The organism is Aeromicrobium sp. Root344, assembly GCF_001425755.1.
In the GTDB taxonomy this organism is placed as follows: domain Bacteria; phylum Actinomycetota; class Actinomycetes; order Propionibacteriales; family Nocardioidaceae; genus Aeromicrobium.
On the sequence record NZ_LMDH01000001.1, the window covers coordinates 2,635,249 to 2,652,929 of the forward strand.

A 17,681-nucleotide genomic window follows, 5' to 3' on the forward strand; every position below is an offset into this window, starting at 1 on the left:
GCGCCGTGGCCTAGGGGATGGCCAGTGGCGCACTCGTCGCGGCTGTGGGCGCGTAGTTGGTCTTCGTCGCCGTGACCGTGACGGTGATCGACGTCCCCGCGTCGGCGGCCGTGAGCACGTACCGGTTCGTGGTGGCGCTGGAGATCGGCACGCCGTTCCGGTTCCACTGGTACGCCTTGGTGACGGACGGGCTCCAGCTGCCTGCCGAGGATGACAACGTCCGCCCGACCGCCGGGGTCCCGCTGATCCTGGGCAGAGCCGTGTTCGTGATGGTGTTGAGGGCGATCTCCGCGGTCGGATCGGTCGTCACGACCAAGGTCGTGTAGTTGGCCTTCGTCACCGTGAGGGTCACCGTCAGGTGCGAACCGACGTCGGCCGTCGTGGCTCTGTACGTCCGCGCGGTCGCACCGGTGATCGGGGTCCCGTCACGGTTCCACTGGTACGTCCTGCTGACCGTGCTGGGGTTGAAGGTTCCGGTCGACGTCGTCAGCGCGCTGCCGGCGGTCGGCGTACCGGTGATGGCCGGTGGTGCCGTCGTCGTGATGAGGTTCTCGGGTATCGCCGGCGTCGGTGCGCTCTCGACCGTGAGGGGAGCGAGGCCGGTCCTGGCCGCCGTGACCTTGACCGTGAGGGTGGAGCCGACATCTGCGGCCGTCACCCGGTAGGTCCGGGCCGTGGCCGCCGCAATCTCCTCGTCCCCGCGCATCCACTGATAGGTCCGGGTGACAGGGGACGGGGTGAACGTGCCGGTCGACGACGTGAGCATGCTGCCGACGGTCGGCGTGCCCGAGATCGTGGGCGGCACGGTGTTGGTGATCTTGGCCGCGATGACCGAAGCTGTGGGGTCGCTGGTTGCCGCGGCGGGCGTGAATCCGTCAGCGCCGGCCGTGACGACCACCGTGATCTGGTGGCCGCTGTCGGCGTCCGTGAGGTCGTACGTGTCGGCGGTTGCGCCGGTGATGGTCGTCCCGTCGCGCTTCCAGCGATAGCTCCGCCTGACGTCGCCGGCGGACCAGGTGTCGCCGGCAGCGGTGAGGCGTCCACCATTCGCCGCGAGTCCGCTGATGCTCGGCCTCGTCTGGTTGACCAGCACGGGCGCCTTGATCTGGACCAGCTGGCTCGACGACTGATAGCCGTTGTTGCCCACGAGGTCGAACACCTCGGGGAGGTAGGCGACTCGACGGCCGCCCGGCTCGGTCGAGTCGATCGTGATCGTCGCCTCGTACACGCCGTCGTACTGGTCCCCGCTGATGAGCTCAGGAACGGTGAAGTCGATGTCAGGGCCGCCGCCGTAGGAGAACGACGTCAGGCGGAAGCTGGGGTCGACACCGGAGGGGTCGGAGATCCTCAAGCGGGAGGTGAGGGTGACCGGGCCCGTGCTGGCATCGACGATCGAGGGGGTCAAGGGATCCCACGACACGACGGGTCCGGACAGGTCGGGTTCGTCCGTGCCGTTGGTGACGATGAACGGCATGTTCTTGCCGTACGAGAGGTTGCCGAGGACGTCGCGAAGATTGCCGATGCTCACGCTCCATTGGCCCGAACGTGCCCCTTCGGGGATCGTGATGGTCCCTTGGTAGGTGCCGTCGTGTGCGTCGCCTGAGATCCGCTGGACGTCAGAGGTCCCGGCACTCTGGCCCGATGCCTGCTCGTAGGCGCCGAAGCCGTAGAACCCCGGGAAGCCGGCTCGGTCCTTGATCCGGACGGTCACCGTAATGTCGGCCGGCCCGTCGGACACGTCGACAGGGTTCGGCGTGACGCTGGCTGAGACGACTTCGGGGATGTCCGCGTCGGGATCCTCGTTGAGGACGTCGAAGCTGCGCGTCTGGCTCCTGCTGTTGCCGGCCGCGTCGTGGGGATTGACCAGGGCGTACCAGGGCCCGCCGATGGAGAGGGCCGGCAGCGTGACGGTGTACTCGTAGTCGCCCGACTGCGCGTCCCCGCTGACCCGCACCATCTCGCCGGAGGAGTACGTGGGGAAGGCGCCCAAGGTGTTCTGCTCGGACTGCTTGCTGGCCAGGAACACCTGCACCGTCTCCACGCCGACCTCGTCGGTGACGTGCGCCTTCACGGTCACCTCGACGGGGCCTTCGTCGAGGTTGACGGGATTGGGCGTGACGCTCATCGAGGTCACATCAGGGGCGGTCTCGTCCCCGCCCTCGCAGAAGCCGGGGCAGAACCCGGCGTTGGCCGGCTGACCGCCCAGGAAGAGGAGGACCATGGCGCAGGTGACTGCCGCGGCGAGGATCTTGCGTGGACGCTGGTTCATGCGGGCATGTCCTTCTCGCGTTCCTCTCCCTGCCCTCGACCGTACGCACGAGTGCGGCTCGTGACGATGGTCGAGGAGCGAAATGGCCACGACGAGAGGCCGAAACCATCCCGATGAGCCACGGCGTCCGGGCCTCGTGCGGTCGATCTCCATCCACAACTCACCGCGACAGGCTCTTCCCAAACCGGCCGGGACTCGGGCACTATCTCTTCCCAAGTCACTTCTTCGGGGGAAGAGGTTCTGGGAGTGGAATCGTCGACGTCGGCACTGTCCGACCGCGTGCGCGACCTCGTGCGTCAGCGCCGCATCGACCCGCGCACCGACGCGGTGTCCGTACGCCAGGCAGCCCTCGACGTCATCGCCGAGCATGAGTCCCGCAGCCTGACCGGCGCCGTACGCTCGCTCGACGAACCCGAGCTCGTGATCGGCCAGATCGTCGCCGACGTGTCCGGCTTCGGCCCGCTGCAACAGTTCCTCGACGACGACACGGTGGAGGAGATCTGGATCAACGACCCGTCTCGCGTGTTCATTGCGCGGGGCGGGCGCCACGAGCTGACCTCCTTGATCCTCAGCGCCGAGCAGGTCAGAGAGCTGGTCGAGCGCATGCTGAGCTCGTCGGGCCGGCGGCTCGACATCAGCCAGCCGTTCGTCGACGCGATGCTCCCCGGTGGACACCGCCTGCACGTCGTACTCGACGGCATCTCGCGAGGCTTCGCCGCCGTCAACATCCGCAAGTTCGTCGCCCGCGCCCACTCGCTGTCAGACCTCGTCGCGCTCGGCACGCTCGACGAGCAGAGTGCGACGTTCCTCGACGCGAGCGTCGCAGCCGGGCTCAACATCGTGGTGTCCGGTGGCACGCAAGCCGGCAAGACGACGCTGCTCAACTGCCTGGCCGCCTCGATCCCGGGCTCCCAGCGCCTCGTCTCGGTCGAGGAGGTCTTCGAGCTGCAGTGCGGCCATCCCGACTGGGTCGCGATGCAGACGCGGCAAGCCGGACTCGAGGGCACCGGCGAGATCTCGTTGCGGGTGCTCGTCAAGGAGGCGTTGCGCATGCGCCCGTCCCGCATCATCGTCGGCGAGGTCAGGGCGGCCGAGTGCCTCGACCTGCTGCTTGCCCTCAACGCCGGGCTTCCCGGCATGGCCAGCATCCACGCCAACTCCGCCCGGCAGGCCCTGGTCAAGATGTGCACACTGCCGTTGCTCGCGGGCGACAACATCGGGTCGAGGTTCGTGGTGCCGACCGTCGCCTCGTCCGTCGACCTCGTCGTCCACACCGGCATCGACCCCGACGGGAGCCGTGCTGTGCGCGAGATCGTTGCGGTGACTGGCCGCGTCGAGAACGACCTGATCGAGTCCGAACCGGTGTTCGTACGTCGTGCGGGCCGGCTCGAGCGGGGTCACGGCGTGCCGTTGCGCCGCGACGCGTACGAGCAGGCCGGCGTCGACCTCGACGACGTGCTGGGAGTTGGCCGATGGGCGCCGTGACGGGCCTGATGGCCGGCGTCGGCCTGCTGCTGATCGGCTGGACGTTCGCCGATCCGGGGTGGCGCCCCGCGCGGCGCAGCATCCGTGGCAAGGGCCGGCTCGCGGATCTCCTGGCCCGCGCCGGGGTCGAAGGCATCTCGCCGGCGCAGATCGCCGGCCTGTGCGTCGTCGCGTTCCTCCTCGCGGCCATGGTCGTGACGGCGGCGTCGGGCGTACCAGCGATCGGTGCGATCTTCGGGCTCATGGCGGGTGCCGTGCCGACATCCGTCCTGCGTGGGCGAGCGGCGCGGCGGGCCCGTGAGCACGCCGCGCTGTGGCCCGATGCCGTCGACAACCTCTCGTCCGCCGTACGTGCGGGGCTCTCCTTGCCGGAGGCGCTCATGCAGCTGGGTGAGCGAGGACCGGAGGGCCTGCGGGTGCCGTTCGCGCAGTTCGGCCGCGACTACCAGGCGTCCGGCCGATTCCACGACTCGCTCGACCTGCTCAAGGCGCGACTCGCCGACCCCGTCGGTGACCGGGTGATCGAGGCGTTGCGCATCGCGCGCGAGGTCGGCGGCGGCGACCTGGGCCGCATGTTGCGGTCGCTCTCGGGCTTCCTGCGCGACGACCTTCGCACGCGTGGCGAGCTCGAGTCGCGGCAGTCCTGGACCGTCAACGGCGCTCGTCTCGCGGTCGGCGCGCCCTGGGCGGTGCTGCTCTTCATGTGCCTGCAGCAGGACGTGGTCGAGCGGTTCGCGACGACTGCTGGCCTGGTCGTCCTCGCGAGCGGAGCGGTCCTCTGCGTGGTGGCCTACCGCCTCATGCTCTGGATCGGCCGCCTGCCCACCGAGAAGCGGATCCTCGCGTGACCGGGGCGATGATCGGGCTCCTGCTGTCCAGCGGTCTGCTGCTGGTCGCCTCGGGCTGGGCGCGCACGCGACGGCCGTCGCTCGAGCAACGGCTGGCTCCCTATCTCCGCGACGTTCATCCGTACGCCGTGGTGCCCGGCTGCTCGCGCGGTGTCGTCGAGGCGGTCTTCGGCCCCTCGATCCGCAGGGCAGGTCAGGTGGTGGGCGACCTCGTCGGCGGCTCCGCGAGCGTGTCCCGGCGCCTGGTCCGGCTGGGCTCGACCATGACGGTCGAGGAGTTCCGCATCCGCCAGGTGTTGTGGGGCGCGGTTGGACTGGCCGGGACGATCGGTGTCTCCGCGTTCCTGTGGTCCGAGCGAGGCACGGGCGTCCCGGTGCTGCTGGTCATCTGCGTCGTCGGCTTCGTGAGCGGCGTCCTGATGTGCGACAACAACTTGTCGAGCAGGGTGAAGGCGCACGAGCAGGAGCTGCAGGCAGAGTTCCCCGTGGTCGCCGACCTCCTCGCCCTCGCGGTTGCCGCAGGCGAGAGCCCGGTGGCCAGCCTCGAGCGGATCATGAAGGTCTGCCACGGAGCGCTGTCCGACGACCTCGCACGTGTCGTCGCCGACATCCGCACCGGAACACCGATGGCGCACGCGTTCGACGGGCTCGCCGCACGGACGGGTGTCACGAGCATCGCGCGGTTCGCCGAAGGACTGGCGATTGCGGTCGAGCGTGGCACGCCGCTGGTCGATGTGCTGCACGCCCAGGCCGCCGATGTTCGTGAAGCCGGGCGACGCGAGCTGATGGAGGCAGGCGGCCGCAAGGAGATCGCGATGATGGTCCCCGTCGTGTTCCTGATCCTTCCTGTGACCGTCGTGTTCGCCTTCTTCCCCGGCTACATCGGGCTTCATCTGACCTCAGGTATGTAGGAAGGAACTCACATGTGGCAATTCCGATCTCGTCGCCATGACGAACGCGGCGACGTTCCCGGCTGGGTCATGATCACGGTCATGAGCGCGGGAATCGTGGCAGTGCTGTCGGCGGTCGCCGGGCCCCAGCTGCGGTCGATGCTGACCCAGGCACTGTCGGCGGTCGGCGGCTGAGCCGTGGGGCTGCCGGGGCGGCGCGAGCGCGGGGCGGCGGTCGTCGACTTCGTGTTAATCATGGTCTTGCTGGTCCCCCTGGTGCTCGGGGTGGCCCAAGTGGCCCTCGTGCTCCACGTACGCAACACCGCAGCGGCCGCGGCGTCCGAAGGCGCCCGCGCCGCGGCACCCTTGGGAGCCACCCCTGCCGACGGAGTGGCACGTACGCGCTCCATGATCCGCGCCGCACTGGCCGACCGCTATGCCGACGACGTGACCGCGACCCGTACGTCGATCGGCGGCTTGCCCGCCACGGAGGTGGTCGTACGCGCTCGGGTCCCGGCCCTCGGCCTGTTCGGGCCCTCCGTCCCGATCACCGTACGAGGGCACGCCGTCAGCGATGTCGAACCATGAACCGCGACGAGGGCACTGCCACGGTCGAGTTCGTCTGGCTCTCGATCCTCCTCCTCGTGCCGTTCGTCTACATCCTCGTCGCGGTGTTCGACGCCCAGCGCGCGTCCTACGGGGTGTCGACCGCGAGCCGCTCGGCCGCCCGGGCCTTTCTTCAGGCCCCCGACGTCGCTTCGGGGGAGCAGCGCGCCAGACTGGCCGCGCGCGTGGCGCTCGACGACCAGGGCCTGCCCGCCGCCAGCGTCCAGATCACCTGCCTGCCCTCGCCGGCAGACTGCCTGCAGCCGGGGTCTTCGGTCCGGGTCGTCGTCCGTACGACCCAGCAGCTGCCACTCACCCCCAACGCGCTGGGCTCGCAGCTGGGCGGCATCACGGTCGACAGCACGCACACGCAGCCCTACGGCACCTTCCGGAGGGCGCGGTGAGGCGCGAGGACGGCCAGATCACCGTCATGACGATCGGGTTCTTCGTGTTCCTCGGCCTGCTGGCGGTCGTGGTCGTCAACTCCTCGGCGGCGTTCCTGCAGCGCCAGCAGCTCGACAACGTCGCCGACGGCGCGGCCCTTGCCGCGGCCGACGGACTGAGCCGGGCCGACTTCTACCGGCACGGTGAGGTCACGCTCGACGACGCCGAGGCCCGCCGACTGATCGGGGAGTACGTCGCGGGCGACGACATCCGGGTCGTCGCGGTGCGCACCGACGGCGACCAGGTTCACGTACGCCTGGAGCGCACCGTGAGCCTGACGATCGCACCGCCGGGCTGGACCTCGCGAACCACGATCGCGTCCGAGGCGACGTCCCAGCTCCGACTGGGCGACTAACCGTTCCGCCCAGAGATCTGACGAGTCGGCTCGATCAGGGCGACGACCCGCTCGGCGTCTCGCCCGTACGGCTGGCCGATGTACTTCCGGGCGATCCGATCCACGACTTCCCACGCGGCGTCGCCCTCGAGCCACTCGACGACCCGACCCCGGATGAGGACCGGATGGAACGGGTTGTCGACCGGAGTCAGCGACAGGGCCACGCGTGGGTCGCGTCGCAGGTTGCGGGCCTTGAGGGTCTGCGGGCCGGTGAGGATCGCGACGCGCTCGCCCTCGGTGCCGACCCAGACCGGCACCGAGTGCGGAGCGCCGTCGGGCAGGATCGTCGCGAGGTGGGCCGTCGAGGTGCCGTCGAGGATCTCGCGGACCTCGGGGTCGATCATCGCTGCACCTCGTAGTGCAGGTGGGTCACACCAGGAGCCGGCACGGCCGCGATCAGGCGCAGCTGGATGTGCGCTGGCAGCTCTTGGAAGAACGGACGACCGGCACCGAGCAGGATGGGTACCTGGTTGAGGACCAGCTCGTCGACCAGACCGGCCTTGAGGGCCTCGGTCACGATGCCGCCGCCCATCAGCGCGACGTCCTTGTCGCCGGCAGCCTCCTTGGCAGCGGCGATCGCCTCCTCGATCCCGGTGGTGACGAGGGTCTGGCGGGCGCCCATCTCGGGAGCTGGGCGGTGGCTCAGGACGAACAGGGGAGCGGTGGGGTGTGGTGCGCCGTCGTTGCCGAACTGCTCGGAGTCGTCGTACGTCTTGCGTCCGGCCAGAGACGCGCCGACACGCTGCGCCAAGGTGTCGAACAGCGGAGCGCTGGCAGCGCTGAGCGTGAAGCCGTCGAACACGTGGCTGGGGACATCCCCGGTGAAGAACCAGTCGAAGAGTGCGCCGCCGTCGCCGAGCCCATGGCCGGGGCGGGCGTCGCGTCCGGTGACGAAGCCGTCGACCGAGACCGACATGGCGGTGAAGACCTTGCTCATGTGTCGTTCCTTTCGAGTTCCGTGAAGAGACTCTGGCACCGTAGCATCCAAAGTTTCTTGAGGGAACCCCAATGGAGTAGGATGAGCCCATGCAACGTACGGACTTCGGCGCCATGGCCTGCTCGATCGCCCGCACCCTCGACGTCATCGGCGAGCCGTGGTCGCCGCTGATCCTGCGCGATGTGTGGGTCGGGATGACCCGTTTCGAGCAGCTCCAGGCCGACCTCGGGATCTCCCGCAAGGTGCTCACGGAACGGCTCAACCACCTGGTCGAGCACGGCGTGCTGGAGCGCCGGCCGTACGACAACCGGCCGCGTCACGAGTACCACCTCACGGACAAGGGCGCCGAGCTCGTCGACGTCCTGATGGTCATGGTGCGGTGGGGCGACACGTGGCTTGCCGGCAAGGCAGGGCCGCCCGTCCTCTATCGCCATCACGCGTGCGGCGAGGTCAGCCGCGTCGACCTGCACTGCTCGGGCTGCGGTGAGCCGATGCACGCAGGCGACGTCGACGTGCTGGCCGGTCCCGGCGCGGCGGCCTAGTCGTCGAGCGCAGCGCGGAGCTTGGCGGCGTACTCCTCGGCCTCGCGGTCGGCATACTTGGTGCGCGGCCAGAAGAAGCCACGCAGACCGTCACCCTTGGTGCGCGGGACGACGTGTACGTGCAGGTGCGCGACGCTCTGCGAGACGACGTTGTTCATCGCGACGAACGTGCCCTGCGCGCCGAGCCCCGACGTGACGGCGTCGGCGACCCGCTGCGCGGTGCCGAACAGCGGCACGATCAGCGGCTCGGGCAGGTCCGACAGCGTCACGACGTGCTCGCGCGGCACGAGCAGCGTGTGCCCCTTGAACACGGGCCGTACGTCGAGGAACCCGACCACGTCGTCGGTCTCCAGGACCATCGTCGCCGGAGTGGTCCCGGCGATGATCCCGCAGAACAGGCACTCAGAAGTCATGCCGTCACCTCCACCAAGAACCCCACCATACGGAGGTGACGGCACGAGTCCTTTCGTTTCCCTCGCTGGCGCTCGGTCATGGTCCGATCCCACCACAACTAGGCATAGGGTGGAGGCATGGCTGAATCAGAAGGCACCGACAACAAGTCCGACATGAAGGCCAAGTTCCGCGAGGCGCTGGAGAAGAAGAAGGGCAAGCACCACGCGACTGCCGAGGGTGCCGAGCACGACGGCAGCGAGAAGTCGCACGGAGCCAACGGTCCCACGCAGTCGCCGGAGTTCCGCCGCAAGAGCATCTGACCTCTCCCTGTAACCTCGTCGGGTGGCGACACCGGATTTTGCAGAGCAGACCAAGGCCCTCGACGCGACCCTGACGTCGATCGAGAAGGTCCTCGATCTCGACTCGATTCGCGCGGAGATCGCGACGCTCCAGGAGGAGGTCGGCGATCCCGGGCTGTGGGACGACCAGGCCAACGCGCAGCGCGTCACGAGCCGACTGTCCGCGCTCCAGGCCGAGGTCGAGCGGGTCACCGGTCTGCGAGGACGGCTCGACGACCTCGAGATCATGCACGAGATGGCGCTCGAGGAGGAAGACGATTCCGCTTCGGCTGAAGTCGCCTCCGAACTGGTGCGCATCCAGAAGGCCATCGACTCCCTCGAGATCCGCACGCTGCTGTCGGGGGAGTACGACGAGCGCGACGCCCTCGTCTCGATCCGCTCCGGCGCGGGTGGCGTCGACGCAGCCGACTTCGCGCTGATGCTCCAGCGCATGTACATCCGCTGGGCCGAGCGCCACGGCTACAGCGTCGAGGTCTACGACACGTCGTACGCCGAAGAAGCCGGCATCAAGTCGACGACCTTCGCGGTCAAGGCGCCCTACGCGTACGGGACGCTGTCGGTCGAAGCCGGCACGCACCGCCTCGTCCGCATCTCGCCGTTCGACAACCAGGGCCGGCGCCAGACGTCGTTCGCCGCGGTCGAGGTCGTGCCGGTGCTCGAGGAGACCGACGAGATCGACATCCCCGAAGAGGACATCCGCGTCGACGTGTTCCGCTCGTCCGGCCCGGGTGGCCAGAGCGTCAACACGACGGACTCGGCCGTACGCCTGACACACATCCCGACCGGCACGGTCGTCAGCTGCCAGAACGAGAAGAGCCAGCTGCAGAACAAGGCCAGCGCGATGGTGATCCTGAAGGCCAAGCTGCTGGCACTCAAGAAGGCCGAGGAGCGGGCGCAGCTCGACGAGCTGCGCGGGGACGTGCAGGCGTCGTGGGGTGACCAGATGCGCAACTACGTCCTCAACCCGTACCAGATGGTCAAGGACCTGCGCACCGAGTTCGAGACCGGCAACACGCAAGCCGTGCTCGACGGTGAGATCGACGACTTCATCGAGGCCGGGATCCGCTGGCGCCGAGGCCAGTCCGCCTAGGACCCGTCACCGCTGCGTGCGGGGCGGTGCGTCAGGTCGAACCGGCAGGTGTTGGGTTCGATCAGGGTCACCGCTGCGTGGCCCGGGTTCGACCGGGGTCACCGCTGCGTGTGGGGCGGTGGGTCTGGTCGAACCAGGAGGTGCTGGGTTCGACCAGGGTCACCGCTCGCGGGTCAGTCGGACGATGAGAACGCGGCGTCGAAGGCTGCGGTGGGGGCGTCGAACAGGTTGGCCTTGACGAACGCCAGGGCCTCGGGCGCACCCAGCAGGCGATCCATGCCGGCGTCCTCCCACTCGATCGAGATGGGTCCGTCGTAGCCGATCGTGTTGAGCATCCGGAAGCATGCCTCCCACGGCACGTCGCCGCGCCCCGTCGACACGAAGTCCCAACCACGCCGAGGATCAGCCCAGGGCAGGTGCGATCCGAGCCGGCCGTTGCGACCGTTGCCGACCTGCTTCTTCGCGTCCTTGCAGTCGACGTGGTAGATCCGGTCCTTGAAGTCCCAGAGGAAACCGAGTGGATCGAGGTCCTGCCAGACGAAGTGCGACGGGTCCCAGTTGAGCCCGAACGCCTCGCGGTGACCGATCGCGTCGAGGGCGGCGTGCGTCGTCCAGTAGTCGTACGCGATCTCGCTGGGGTGCACCTCGTGGGCGAACCGCACGCCCTCCTCGTCGAACACGTCGAGGATGGGATTCCAGCGGTCGGCGAAGTCGCGGTAGCCAGCGGCGACCATCTCCTCGGAGGCCGGCGGGAACATCGCGACGTACTTCCAGATCGACGAGCCCGTGAAGCCGATGACGGTGTCGACGCCGAGCAGCTTGGCGGCGCGCGCCGTGTTCTTGAGCTCCTCGGCCGCCCGCTGGCGTACGCCTTCAGGATCGCCGTCGCCCCAGATGCGCGATGACAGGATGCCTTGGTGCCGGGCGTCGATCGGGTCGTCGCAGACGGCCTGGCCGGTCAGGTGGTTGGAGATCGCGTAGACCTTGAGTCCGTTCTTCTCCAGGATGTCGTGGCGGCTCTGGACGTACGAGGGATCCTCCACAGCGGCCCAAGGATCGAAGTGGTCGCCCCAGCAGGCGATCTCGAGGCCGTCGTAGCCCCACTCGCCGGCGAGTCGTGCCACCTCTTCGAACGGCAGGTCGGCCCACTGGCCGGTGAACAGCGTGATGGGTCGAGTCATGAGACAGCTCCTGTCGTGTGGGTGGTGCCGTCGGCGGCGCTGGCCTCGACGGCGGCCAGCACGCGCTGGACGGCCAGGCCGTCGGCGAACGAGGGGACCGGGTCGGCGCCCTTGGCGATGTCGGTGACGAGGTCGACGACCTGGTGCGTGAAGCCGTGCTCATAGCCGAGACCGTGGCCGGGCGGCCACCACGCCGCGATGTACGGATGGCTTGCCTCGGTGACCATGATGCGGCGGAAGCCGGCGACGGCGGGGTCCTCGGTCGCGTCGAACAGCTCGAGCACGTTCATGTCCTCGAAGTCGAACGCGATCGAGCCGCGCGTGCCGTTGATCTCGAGCCGCAGCGCGTTCTTGCGGCCGGTTGCGAAGCGGGTCGCCTCGAAGACACCGATGGCGCCGTCGGCGAAACGGGCGGTGAAGGCGGCCGCGTCGTCGACGGTCACCGGTCCGCGCTCCGCATCGGCACTGGAGGTGCCGCCGAGCGTCGCGCTGTCGCCCGCGATCGGGCGGGTCTTGACGAACGTCTCCATGAGCCCGCTCACCGAGGTGATCGACGAGCCGGTGACGTACTGCGCCATGTCGATGATGTGGGCGCCGATGTCGCCCAGGGCGCCGGACCCGGCCAGCGACTTGTCGAGGCGCCAGCTCAGGGGCGCGTTCTCGTCGGCCAGCCAGTCCTGGAGGTACTGCCCGCGCACGTGGCGGATCGACCCGATCCGACCCGACGCGACGAGCTGCCGCGCGAAGGCGACCGCGGGCGTACGCCGATAGGTGAAGCCGACCATCGCGCGTACGTCGTGCTTGGCGGCCTCGGTCGCGGCGGCGGCCATCGCCTCGGCCTCCTCGACGGTGTTGGCGAGGGGCTTCTCGCAGAGCACGTGCTTGCCGGCCCCGAGGGCGGCGATCGCGATCTCGGCATGCGTGTTGCCCGGCGTGCAGATGTCGATGACGTCGATGTCGTCGCGGGTCAGCAGTGCCCGCCAGTCGGTCTCGACCGACTCCCAGCCGAACCGGCGGGCGACGTCTCCGGCGGCGTCCTCGTTGCGGCCGCAGATGGCCGTGAGCCGTGGGCGGAGCGGGAGGTCGAAGAATGCGGGGGCGGTGCGCCAGGCCTGGGAGTGGGCGGCGCCCATGAAGGCGTAGCCGACCATGCCGATCCCGAGCTCGGTACGTGTGTCGGTCATGTCCCTGCTCTCGTGTGAGGTGGTCTCAGTGTGGCGTGGTGGTGGGGGCCCGCGGCGGCGGCCGCGGGCCCCCGTCCGATCAGGACCGGAACGCGGACGGCAGGTACGTGTCGACGTTGTCCTTGGTGACGACCGGCGCGGCCAGCTTGAGCTGACGCGGCACCTCGATCTCCGAGAGGTCCGACATCGACTTGCCCTGGACCAGCAGCCGGGCGAGCTTGATGCCGTCGGCGGCCTGGGTCGACGGGTAGACGACCGTCGCCTTGAGCACCGAGTTGCCGGCCTTGATGGCCTCCATGACGTCGGCCGAGCCGGCGCCGCCGATCATCGTGAACTCGTCACGGTTGGCGTTCTTGATCGCCGCGAGGACGCCAACACCCTGGTCGTCGTCGTGGTTCCAGAGGTAGTCGATCTTCGGAGCGGCCTGCAGCAGGTTGGATGCCGCCTTCTCACCCGACTCGACCGTGAACTCGGCCGCGACGCGGTTGTTGACCTTGAGGCCGCACTTCTTGAGCGCGTCCGCGAAGCCTCGCGACCGGTCCTGCGTCAGGGGCAGCGAGTCGATGCCGGCGATCTCGGCGACGATCTTGCCCTTGTCTCCCTTGGCGTCGTCGCAGACGTAGGTGCCGGCGGAGACGCCCATGCCGTAGTTGTCACCCAGCACGGTGCTGCGGGCGGCGAACGGTGAGTCGAACTCGCGGTCGACGTTGATCACGACGATGCCGGCGTCCATGGCCTTGCGGGCCACCGACGTCATCGCGGCACCATCGAACGGCAGCAGGACGATCGCGTCGACCTTGTCGTTGATGAACGTCTCCACCTGTGAGATCTGCAGGTTGACGTCGTTGGTGCCCTCGGCGACCTTGAGCGTGATGTCCTTGTACTCCTTGGCCTGGGCGACCGCGTTCTTGGTGATCGCGCCCATCCAGCCGTGATCGGCCGCCGGGGCCGAGAACCCGATGACGACCTTCTTGCCGGTCTTGTCGTTGTCGGTGTTGCTCTTGCTGACGTTGGAGTTCGAGTCGCCGTCGGAGCTGTTGCCGCACGCGCCGAGCACGAGCGTGGCTGCTGCGAAGGCACCGACGATCGCGAGACCGCGACGCCGACGATGATGGAAAACGGACATGGTGTGGACTCCTGTTGTGGTGGGGGCGGACGGACTGGAGAAGTCAGGTCTTGCGGTTCGCGATCTGCTGCTGGAGCAGCACGGCGATCACGATGATCACGCCGTTGGCGACGGCCTGGGTCGACGTCGACAGGTTGTTGAGCGTGAACACGTTGGTGAGCGTCGTGAAGATCACGACGCCGAGCAGGGTGCCGGTCACGGTGCCGCGTCCGCCGCTCAGCAGGGTGCCGCCGATCACGACGGCCGCGATGGTCTGCAGCTCGAGCCCCGTGCCGTGGGTCGACGACCCCGTGGTCGTACGGGACATCAGCATCACGGCGGCGATGCCGCAGGTCAGGCCCGACAGGGCGTACAGGTAGACGGTGTGGCGCTGCACCTTGATGCCCGCCAGGCGGGCGGCCTCGGGGTTGCCGCCGACCGCGAACGTCCGGCGGCCGAACGTCGTGCGGTTGAGCAGGAACCACCCGGCGGCCGTGACCACGGCGAAGATGATCACGATGACGGGTATGCCGGCCGGCTCGGCACCGAAGAAGTCGGTGAAGCCCTGGTTGCGGATGATCTGGGTCTTGCGGTCGGCGATGACCTCGGCGAGACCGCGGGCCGACGCCAGCATGGCGAGCGTGGCGATGAACGGCACGACCTTGCCGTACGCGATCAGCACACCGTTGATGACCCCGGCACACGTGCCGACCAGGAGCGCGCTGAACACCATCGCGATCCAGCCGATGCTGTCGGCCATGTCCTGCGTGCCGGTCGTGGTGGCCCACACGGAGGCGAGAGCCAGGATGGCGCCGACGGAGAGGTCGATGCCGCCACCGGTGATCACGAACGTCATGCCGACCGCGACCACGCCGGTGACCGCCGCGAGCCGGAGGATCGTGACGACGTTGTCGGTGCTGGCGAAACGGTCGCCGGCGGTGATGATGCCGACGACGCACAGGATGACGAGGGCGATGACGAGACCGAGGTTGCGGACCGGACCGAGGCTGCCCCCGCGACTCTCCTTGGCGGGTGCTGGCACCGCCAGCGAGGGGTCGTTCTGAAGGGAGGCGCTCACGCGATGTCTTCTTCCTGGATCGGGGTCGAGTCGTGCTCGGCGAGGATGCGGTCGAGGACGCCGGAGGCGTCGATGGCGTCGCTGGGGCCGTCGTGGACGACCCGGCCGTCAGCGACGACGAGGACCCGGTCGGACAGGCCGAGCACCTCGTCGATGTCGCTGGAGACGATCACCAGGGCGACGCCGGAGTCGGCGAGCTCACGGATCAGCGCGTAGATCTCGGCGCGGGCACCGACGTCGACGCCACGGGTCGGCTCGTCGAGCAGCAGCACCTTGCACGACCGCAGCAGCCAACGGGCCAGGACGACCTTCTGCTGGTTGCCGCCCGAGAGCGTGCGGATGATGCGGTTGGGATCGTCGGGGCGCACGTCGACCGAGCGCGCCGCCTCGTGAGCGGCTCGGCGCTCGGCGCCCTCGCGCGAGATGCCGTACTGCGCGAACCGGTCGAGGCTGGCCAGCGAGATGTTGCGGTAGACCGCGTCGTCGAGCACGAGGCCCTGGGACTTGCGCTCCTCGGGGCACAGGCCGAGGCCGGCGGAGACCGCGGCGGACACCGATCCGTTGTGCAGGGGCCGTCCGGCGACGGTGACCGAGCCCGACGCCGCACGGCGGGCGCCGTAGACGGTCTCGATGATCTCGCTGCGCCCGGCGCCGACCAGTCCGGCGATGCCGACGATCTCGCCAGGACGTACGTCGAACGAGACATCGGCGAACTCGCCGGGACGGGTGAGCGCATCGACGCTGAGCAGGGGAGCGCCTTCGGGCAGCGTGGTCGTACGCCGGGGGAACACCGACGACACGGTCCGGCCCGTCATCAGCGTGACGAGCTCGGCGGTCGGGGTCTCGCGGGCCGGTAGGTCGGTGGCGACCGTACGGCCGTCCTTGAGCACCGTGAGCCGGTCGCCGATGCGACGGATCTCCTCGAGGCGGTGCGAGATGTAGATGATCGCGGCGCCCGAGGACCGGAGATCCTCGACGACGCGGAACAGCCCGTCGACCTCGTCGGGGTCGAGGACGGCCGACGGCTCGTCCATCACGATGACCTGGGCGCTGCGGGACAGCGCGCGAGCCATCGACACGATCTGCTTGCCGGCGGCGGAGAGGCTCCCGACCTCACGGGTCGGCCGGATCTCGGGGTGGCCGAGCCGGCGCAGCAGCTCGCGCGCCGAGCGGTTCATGTCGCGGTCGCGGGTGACGCCGCCGCGCGCCTTCTCATGGCCGAGGTAGATGTTGTCGGCGACGCTGAGCCCGTCGATGAGGTCGAGCTCCTGGTAGATCGTCGCGATGCCGGTTGCCAGCGCGGCCTGCGGGTCCGCGAAGCTGACCGGGTCGCCGTTCCACAGGATCGTGCCCTCGTCGACGTCATGGGCGCCCGACAGGATCTTGATCAGCGTCGACTTGCCGGCACCGTTCTGGCCGAGCAGGCAGTGCACCTCGCCGGCGCGCACCACGAGATCGACACCGTCCAGGGCGCGCACGCCGGGGAACTCCTTGACGATGCCGCGCATCTCGAGCAGGGGCTGTGGCATGGCGGTGATGCTAGTCACACGTTTTGCCGTTCGTCAAGCAAAAGTATGATGTCGAGCGACATACTTGGTTCACAATCGTCATGAAAGGGTGCATGGTTTACTCATGGCCATGACCGTGCCCACCGCGCTGCCGCCGACCCTCGCCGGCACCGGGGAGCTCTTCCAGTTGCTGCGCGACGGCACGCCCCGCACCCGTGCCGAGCTCGCACAGCTGTCATCGCTGGCGAGGTCGACCGTGACCGCGCGGGTCGATGCCCTGCTGGCGTCGGGATTGCTCGCGCCCGTCGGTGAAGCCGCGTCGACCGGTGGCCGACCGCCGACACGCTTTGCCCTCAACCGCGACAACCGCGTGGTGCTGGCGATCGACCTGGGCGCCTCGCACGCCAGCGTCGCCGTGACCGACCTGTCGGGCCAGGTGCTCGATGAGAAGACCGTCGACAGCGACATCGCTGACGGTCCGGAAAAGGTTCTCGACCGGGTCGCGGCGATCGGTCGTACGCTGCTGACCGCCATCGACCGGCCGCTGAGCGACGTCGCCGGTGTCGGCATCGGCGTGCCGGGACCGGTCGAGCACGCCACCGGCCGGCCGGCGAACCCACCGATCATGCCGGGCTGGCACGACTTCGACATCCCGGCGCACCTCGGCACGACGTTCGTCGGCCCGGTGCTCGTCGACAACGACGTCAACCTCATGGCGCTCGGCGAGTACGCCACGTCGTGGCAGGCCGCGCCCCACCTGCTGCTCGTCAAGGTCGCCACCGGCATCGGCGCCGGCATCGTGTCGGACGGCCGGCTGATGCGCGGCGCGCTCGGCTCGGCCGGCGACCTCGGACACGTACAGGTCGCCGGGGCCCGCGACGATGTCGTCTGCCGGTGCGGCAACACCGGCTGCCTCGAGGCCGTGGCCGCCGGTCCGGCGATCGCCGCCAAGCTGCGTGAGCGCGGACTCGACGTCGAGGGCTCCCAGGACATCGTGGACGCCGTCGTCGCCGGCGAGATCGCCGCGCTCCAGGCCGTGCGCGAGGCCGGGCGTGACCTGGGCACGGTGCTCGCGACCTGCGTCAACCTGCTCAACCCGTCGGTCATCGTGATCGGCGGCAAGCTCTCGGAGGCAGGGGAGTACCTCCTGGCGGGCGTACGCGAGGTGGTCTACCAACGGTCGCTGCCGCTGGCGACGCACGACCTGCGGATCGTCAGCACGTCAGCTGCGAGCAGGGGCGGGATCCTCGGGGCGAGCGCCATGGTCGTCGACGCGGTGCTGGCGCCGCGGGCCGTCGACGAGTACGTCGCGAGACAGACTGCAGCGCAAACGGCCTAGGCAACCGGGTCCGACGTGAGGTGGGGTCG

Annotated in this window: 19 protein-coding genes; 10 read left to right on the forward strand and 9 right to left on the reverse strand. The window is 69.1% G+C overall.

The window, feature by feature from the left end; genetic code table 11:
* Positions 1–10 precede the first annotated feature (10 nt).
* Entirely contained in the window at positions 11–2,269 is a 2,259-nt protein-coding gene (locus ASC61_RS12945; RefSeq protein WP_056212539.1) for a hypothetical protein, read from the reverse strand.
* Between the two features lie 246 nt (positions 2,270–2,515).
* On the opposite strand from ASC61_RS12945, the gene ASC61_RS12950 reads away from it, so the two are divergent.
* The 6 genes from ASC61_RS12950 (at position 2,516) to ASC61_RS12975 (ending at position 6,897) form a co-directional block, all read left to right on the forward strand.
* Entirely contained in the window at positions 2,516–3,754 is a 1,239-nt protein-coding gene (locus tag ASC61_RS12950) for a CpaF family protein (protein ID WP_056212541.1), read from the forward strand.
* Positions 3,742–4,602 carry a type II secretion system F family protein gene (locus ASC61_RS12955; RefSeq protein ID WP_056212543.1) on the forward strand — a complete coding sequence of 287 codons (861 nt, stop codon included), beginning with the start codon at positions 3,742–3,744 and terminating at the stop codon, positions 4,600–4,602. The genes ASC61_RS12950 and ASC61_RS12955 overlap by 13 nt, the downstream gene beginning before the upstream one ends.
* The gene (locus ASC61_RS12960; RefSeq protein ID WP_235503554.1) at positions 4,599–5,513 is read left to right on the forward strand and encodes a type II secretion system F family protein; all 915 of its coding nucleotides are present in this window, start codon (positions 4,599–4,601) and stop codon (positions 5,511–5,513) included. Before ASC61_RS12955 ends, ASC61_RS12960 begins: the two co-directional genes overlap by 4 nt.
* A gap of 177 nt (positions 5,514–5,690) precedes the next feature.
* Complete coding sequence (locus tag ASC61_RS12965; RefSeq protein ID WP_268750614.1) at positions 5,691–6,080, forward strand: TadE/TadG family type IV pilus assembly protein; 390 nt, start codon at positions 5,691–5,693, stop codon at positions 6,078–6,080.
* Positions 6,077–6,502, forward strand: coding sequence for a hypothetical protein (locus ASC61_RS12970; protein ID WP_056212545.1), 426 nt, complete (start codon positions 6,077–6,079; stop codon positions 6,500–6,502). Before ASC61_RS12965 ends, ASC61_RS12970 begins: the two co-directional genes overlap by 4 nt.
* A complete protein-coding gene (locus tag ASC61_RS12975) occupies positions 6,499–6,897 on the forward strand; it encodes a pilus assembly protein TadG-related protein (protein WP_056212547.1) in 399 nt (132 codons plus the stop codon). Before ASC61_RS12970 ends, ASC61_RS12975 begins: the two co-directional genes overlap by 4 nt.
* Here ASC61_RS12975 and ASC61_RS12980 read toward each other — a convergent pair.
* Together ASC61_RS12980 and ASC61_RS12985 are read right to left on the reverse strand one after the other, a co-directional pair.
* A complete protein-coding gene (locus ASC61_RS12980) occupies positions 6,894–7,280 on the reverse strand; it encodes a PPOX class F420-dependent oxidoreductase (protein ID WP_056212549.1) in 387 nt (128 codons plus the stop codon). The genes ASC61_RS12975 and ASC61_RS12980 overlap by 4 nt on opposite strands.
* Positions 7,277–7,873 carry a dihydrofolate reductase family protein gene (locus ASC61_RS12985; RefSeq protein ID WP_056212550.1) on the reverse strand — a complete coding sequence of 199 codons (597 nt, stop codon included), beginning with the start codon at positions 7,871–7,873 and terminating at the stop codon, positions 7,277–7,279. The genes ASC61_RS12980 and ASC61_RS12985 overlap by 4 nt, the downstream gene beginning before the upstream one ends.
* Positions 7,874–7,962: 89 nt before the next feature.
* Between ASC61_RS12985 and ASC61_RS12990 the strand changes: the two genes are divergently transcribed.
* The gene (locus ASC61_RS12990) at positions 7,963–8,415 is read left to right on the forward strand and encodes a winged helix-turn-helix transcriptional regulator (protein ID WP_056212551.1); all 453 of its coding nucleotides are present in this window, start codon (positions 7,963–7,965) and stop codon (positions 8,413–8,415) included.
* Here ASC61_RS12990 and ASC61_RS12995 read toward each other — a convergent pair.
* Positions 8,412–8,828 (reverse strand): HIT family protein, encoded by a 417-nt coding sequence (locus ASC61_RS12995; RefSeq protein WP_056212552.1) that lies wholly within the window; start codon positions 8,826–8,828, stop codon positions 8,412–8,414. The two genes, ASC61_RS12990 and ASC61_RS12995, sit on opposite strands and share 4 nt — an antisense overlap.
* A gap of 117 nt (positions 8,829–8,945) precedes the next feature.
* Here ASC61_RS12995 and ASC61_RS13000 point away from each other — a divergent pair, with 117 nt between their 5' ends.
* Together ASC61_RS13000 and prfB are read left to right on the forward strand one after the other, a co-directional pair.
* Positions 8,946–9,128, forward strand: a complete 183-nt coding sequence (locus ASC61_RS13000) for a DUF5302 domain-containing protein (protein ID WP_056212555.1) — start codon at positions 8,946–8,948, stop codon at positions 9,126–9,128.
* A gap of 22 nt (positions 9,129–9,150) precedes the next feature.
* Positions 9,151–10,257 (forward strand): peptide chain release factor 2, encoded by a 1,107-nt coding sequence (gene prfB / locus ASC61_RS13005; protein WP_056212557.1) that lies wholly within the window; start codon positions 9,151–9,153, stop codon positions 10,255–10,257.
* A 173-nt stretch (positions 10,258–10,430) separates the two neighbouring features.
* Here the strand turns inward: prfB and ASC61_RS13010 are convergent, their stop codons facing one another.
* From ASC61_RS13010 to ASC61_RS13030, 5 genes are all read right to left on the reverse strand, one after another.
* The gene (locus ASC61_RS13010; RefSeq protein ID WP_056212559.1) at positions 10,431–11,438 is read right to left on the reverse strand and encodes a sugar phosphate isomerase/epimerase family protein; all 1,008 of its coding nucleotides are present in this window, start codon (positions 11,436–11,438) and stop codon (positions 10,431–10,433) included.
* On the reverse strand, positions 11,435–12,622 hold the full coding sequence (locus ASC61_RS13015) for a Gfo/Idh/MocA family protein (protein WP_056212561.1): 1,188 nt from the start codon (positions 12,620–12,622) through the stop codon (positions 11,435–11,437). Before ASC61_RS13015 ends, ASC61_RS13010 begins: the two co-directional genes overlap by 4 nt.
* A 79-nt stretch (positions 12,623–12,701) precedes the next feature.
* A complete protein-coding gene (locus ASC61_RS13020) occupies positions 12,702–13,748 on the reverse strand; it encodes a substrate-binding domain-containing protein (protein WP_056212563.1) in 1,047 nt (348 codons plus the stop codon).
* Positions 13,749–13,791: 43 nt separating this feature from the next.
* A complete protein-coding gene (locus ASC61_RS13025) occupies positions 13,792–14,805 on the reverse strand; it encodes an ABC transporter permease (RefSeq protein WP_056212564.1) in 1,014 nt (337 codons plus the stop codon).
* Positions 14,802–16,334, reverse strand: coding sequence for a sugar ABC transporter ATP-binding protein (locus tag ASC61_RS13030; RefSeq protein WP_200935451.1), 1,533 nt, complete (start codon positions 16,332–16,334; stop codon positions 14,802–14,804). The genes ASC61_RS13025 and ASC61_RS13030 overlap by 4 nt, the downstream gene beginning before the upstream one ends.
* Before the next feature lie 109 nt (positions 16,335–16,443).
* On the opposite strand from ASC61_RS13030, the gene ASC61_RS13035 reads away from it, so the two are divergent.
* The gene (locus ASC61_RS13035; RefSeq protein WP_056215656.1) at positions 16,444–17,652 is read left to right on the forward strand and encodes an ROK family transcriptional regulator; all 1,209 of its coding nucleotides are present in this window, start codon (positions 16,444–16,446) and stop codon (positions 17,650–17,652) included.
* Positions 17,653–17,681: the final 29 nt, after the last annotated feature.

Bases quoted from the DNA above. Each gene is read 5' to 3' on its own strand.
- ASC61_RS12945 (WP_056212539.1), bottom strand. From the start codon at position 2,269: ATGAACCAGCGTCCACGCAAGATCCTCGCCGCGGCAGTCACCTGCGCC.
- ASC61_RS12955 (WP_056212543.1), top strand. From the start codon at position 3,742: ATGGGCGCCGTGACGGGCCTGATGGCCGGCGTCGGCCTGCTGCTGATC.
- ASC61_RS12970 (WP_056212545.1), top strand. From the start codon at position 6,077: ATGAACCGCGACGAGGGCACTGCCACGGTCGAGTTCGTCTGGCTCTCG.
- ASC61_RS12980 (WP_056212549.1), bottom strand. From the start codon at position 7,280: ATGATCGACCCCGAGGTCCGCGAGATCCTCGACGGCACCTCGACGGCC.
- ASC61_RS12985 (WP_056212550.1), bottom strand. From the start codon at position 7,873: ATGAGCAAGGTCTTCACCGCCATGTCGGTCTCGGTCGACGGCTTCGTC.
- ASC61_RS12990 (WP_056212551.1), top strand. From the start codon at position 7,963: ATGCAACGTACGGACTTCGGCGCCATGGCCTGCTCGATCGCCCGCACC.
- ASC61_RS12995 (WP_056212552.1), bottom strand. From the start codon at position 8,828: ATGACTTCTGAGTGCCTGTTCTGCGGGATCATCGCCGGGACCACTCCG.
- ASC61_RS13000 (WP_056212555.1), top strand. From the start codon at position 8,946: ATGGCTGAATCAGAAGGCACCGACAACAAGTCCGACATGAAGGCCAAG.
- ASC61_RS13010 (WP_056212559.1), bottom strand. From the start codon at position 11,438: ATGACTCGACCCATCACGCTGTTCACCGGCCAGTGGGCCGACCTGCCG.
- ASC61_RS13015 (WP_056212561.1), bottom strand. From the start codon at position 12,622: ATGACCGACACACGTACCGAGCTCGGGATCGGCATGGTCGGCTACGCC.
- ASC61_RS13020 (WP_056212563.1), bottom strand. From the start codon at position 13,748: ATGTCCGTTTTCCATCATCGTCGGCGTCGCGGTCTCGCGATCGTCGGT.
- ASC61_RS13030 (WP_200935451.1), bottom strand. From the start codon at position 16,334: ATGCCACAGCCCCTGCTCGAGATGCGCGGCATCGTCAAGGAGTTCCCC.
- ASC61_RS13035 (WP_056215656.1), top strand. From the start codon at position 16,444: ATGACCGTGCCCACCGCGCTGCCGCCGACCCTCGCCGGCACCGGGGAG.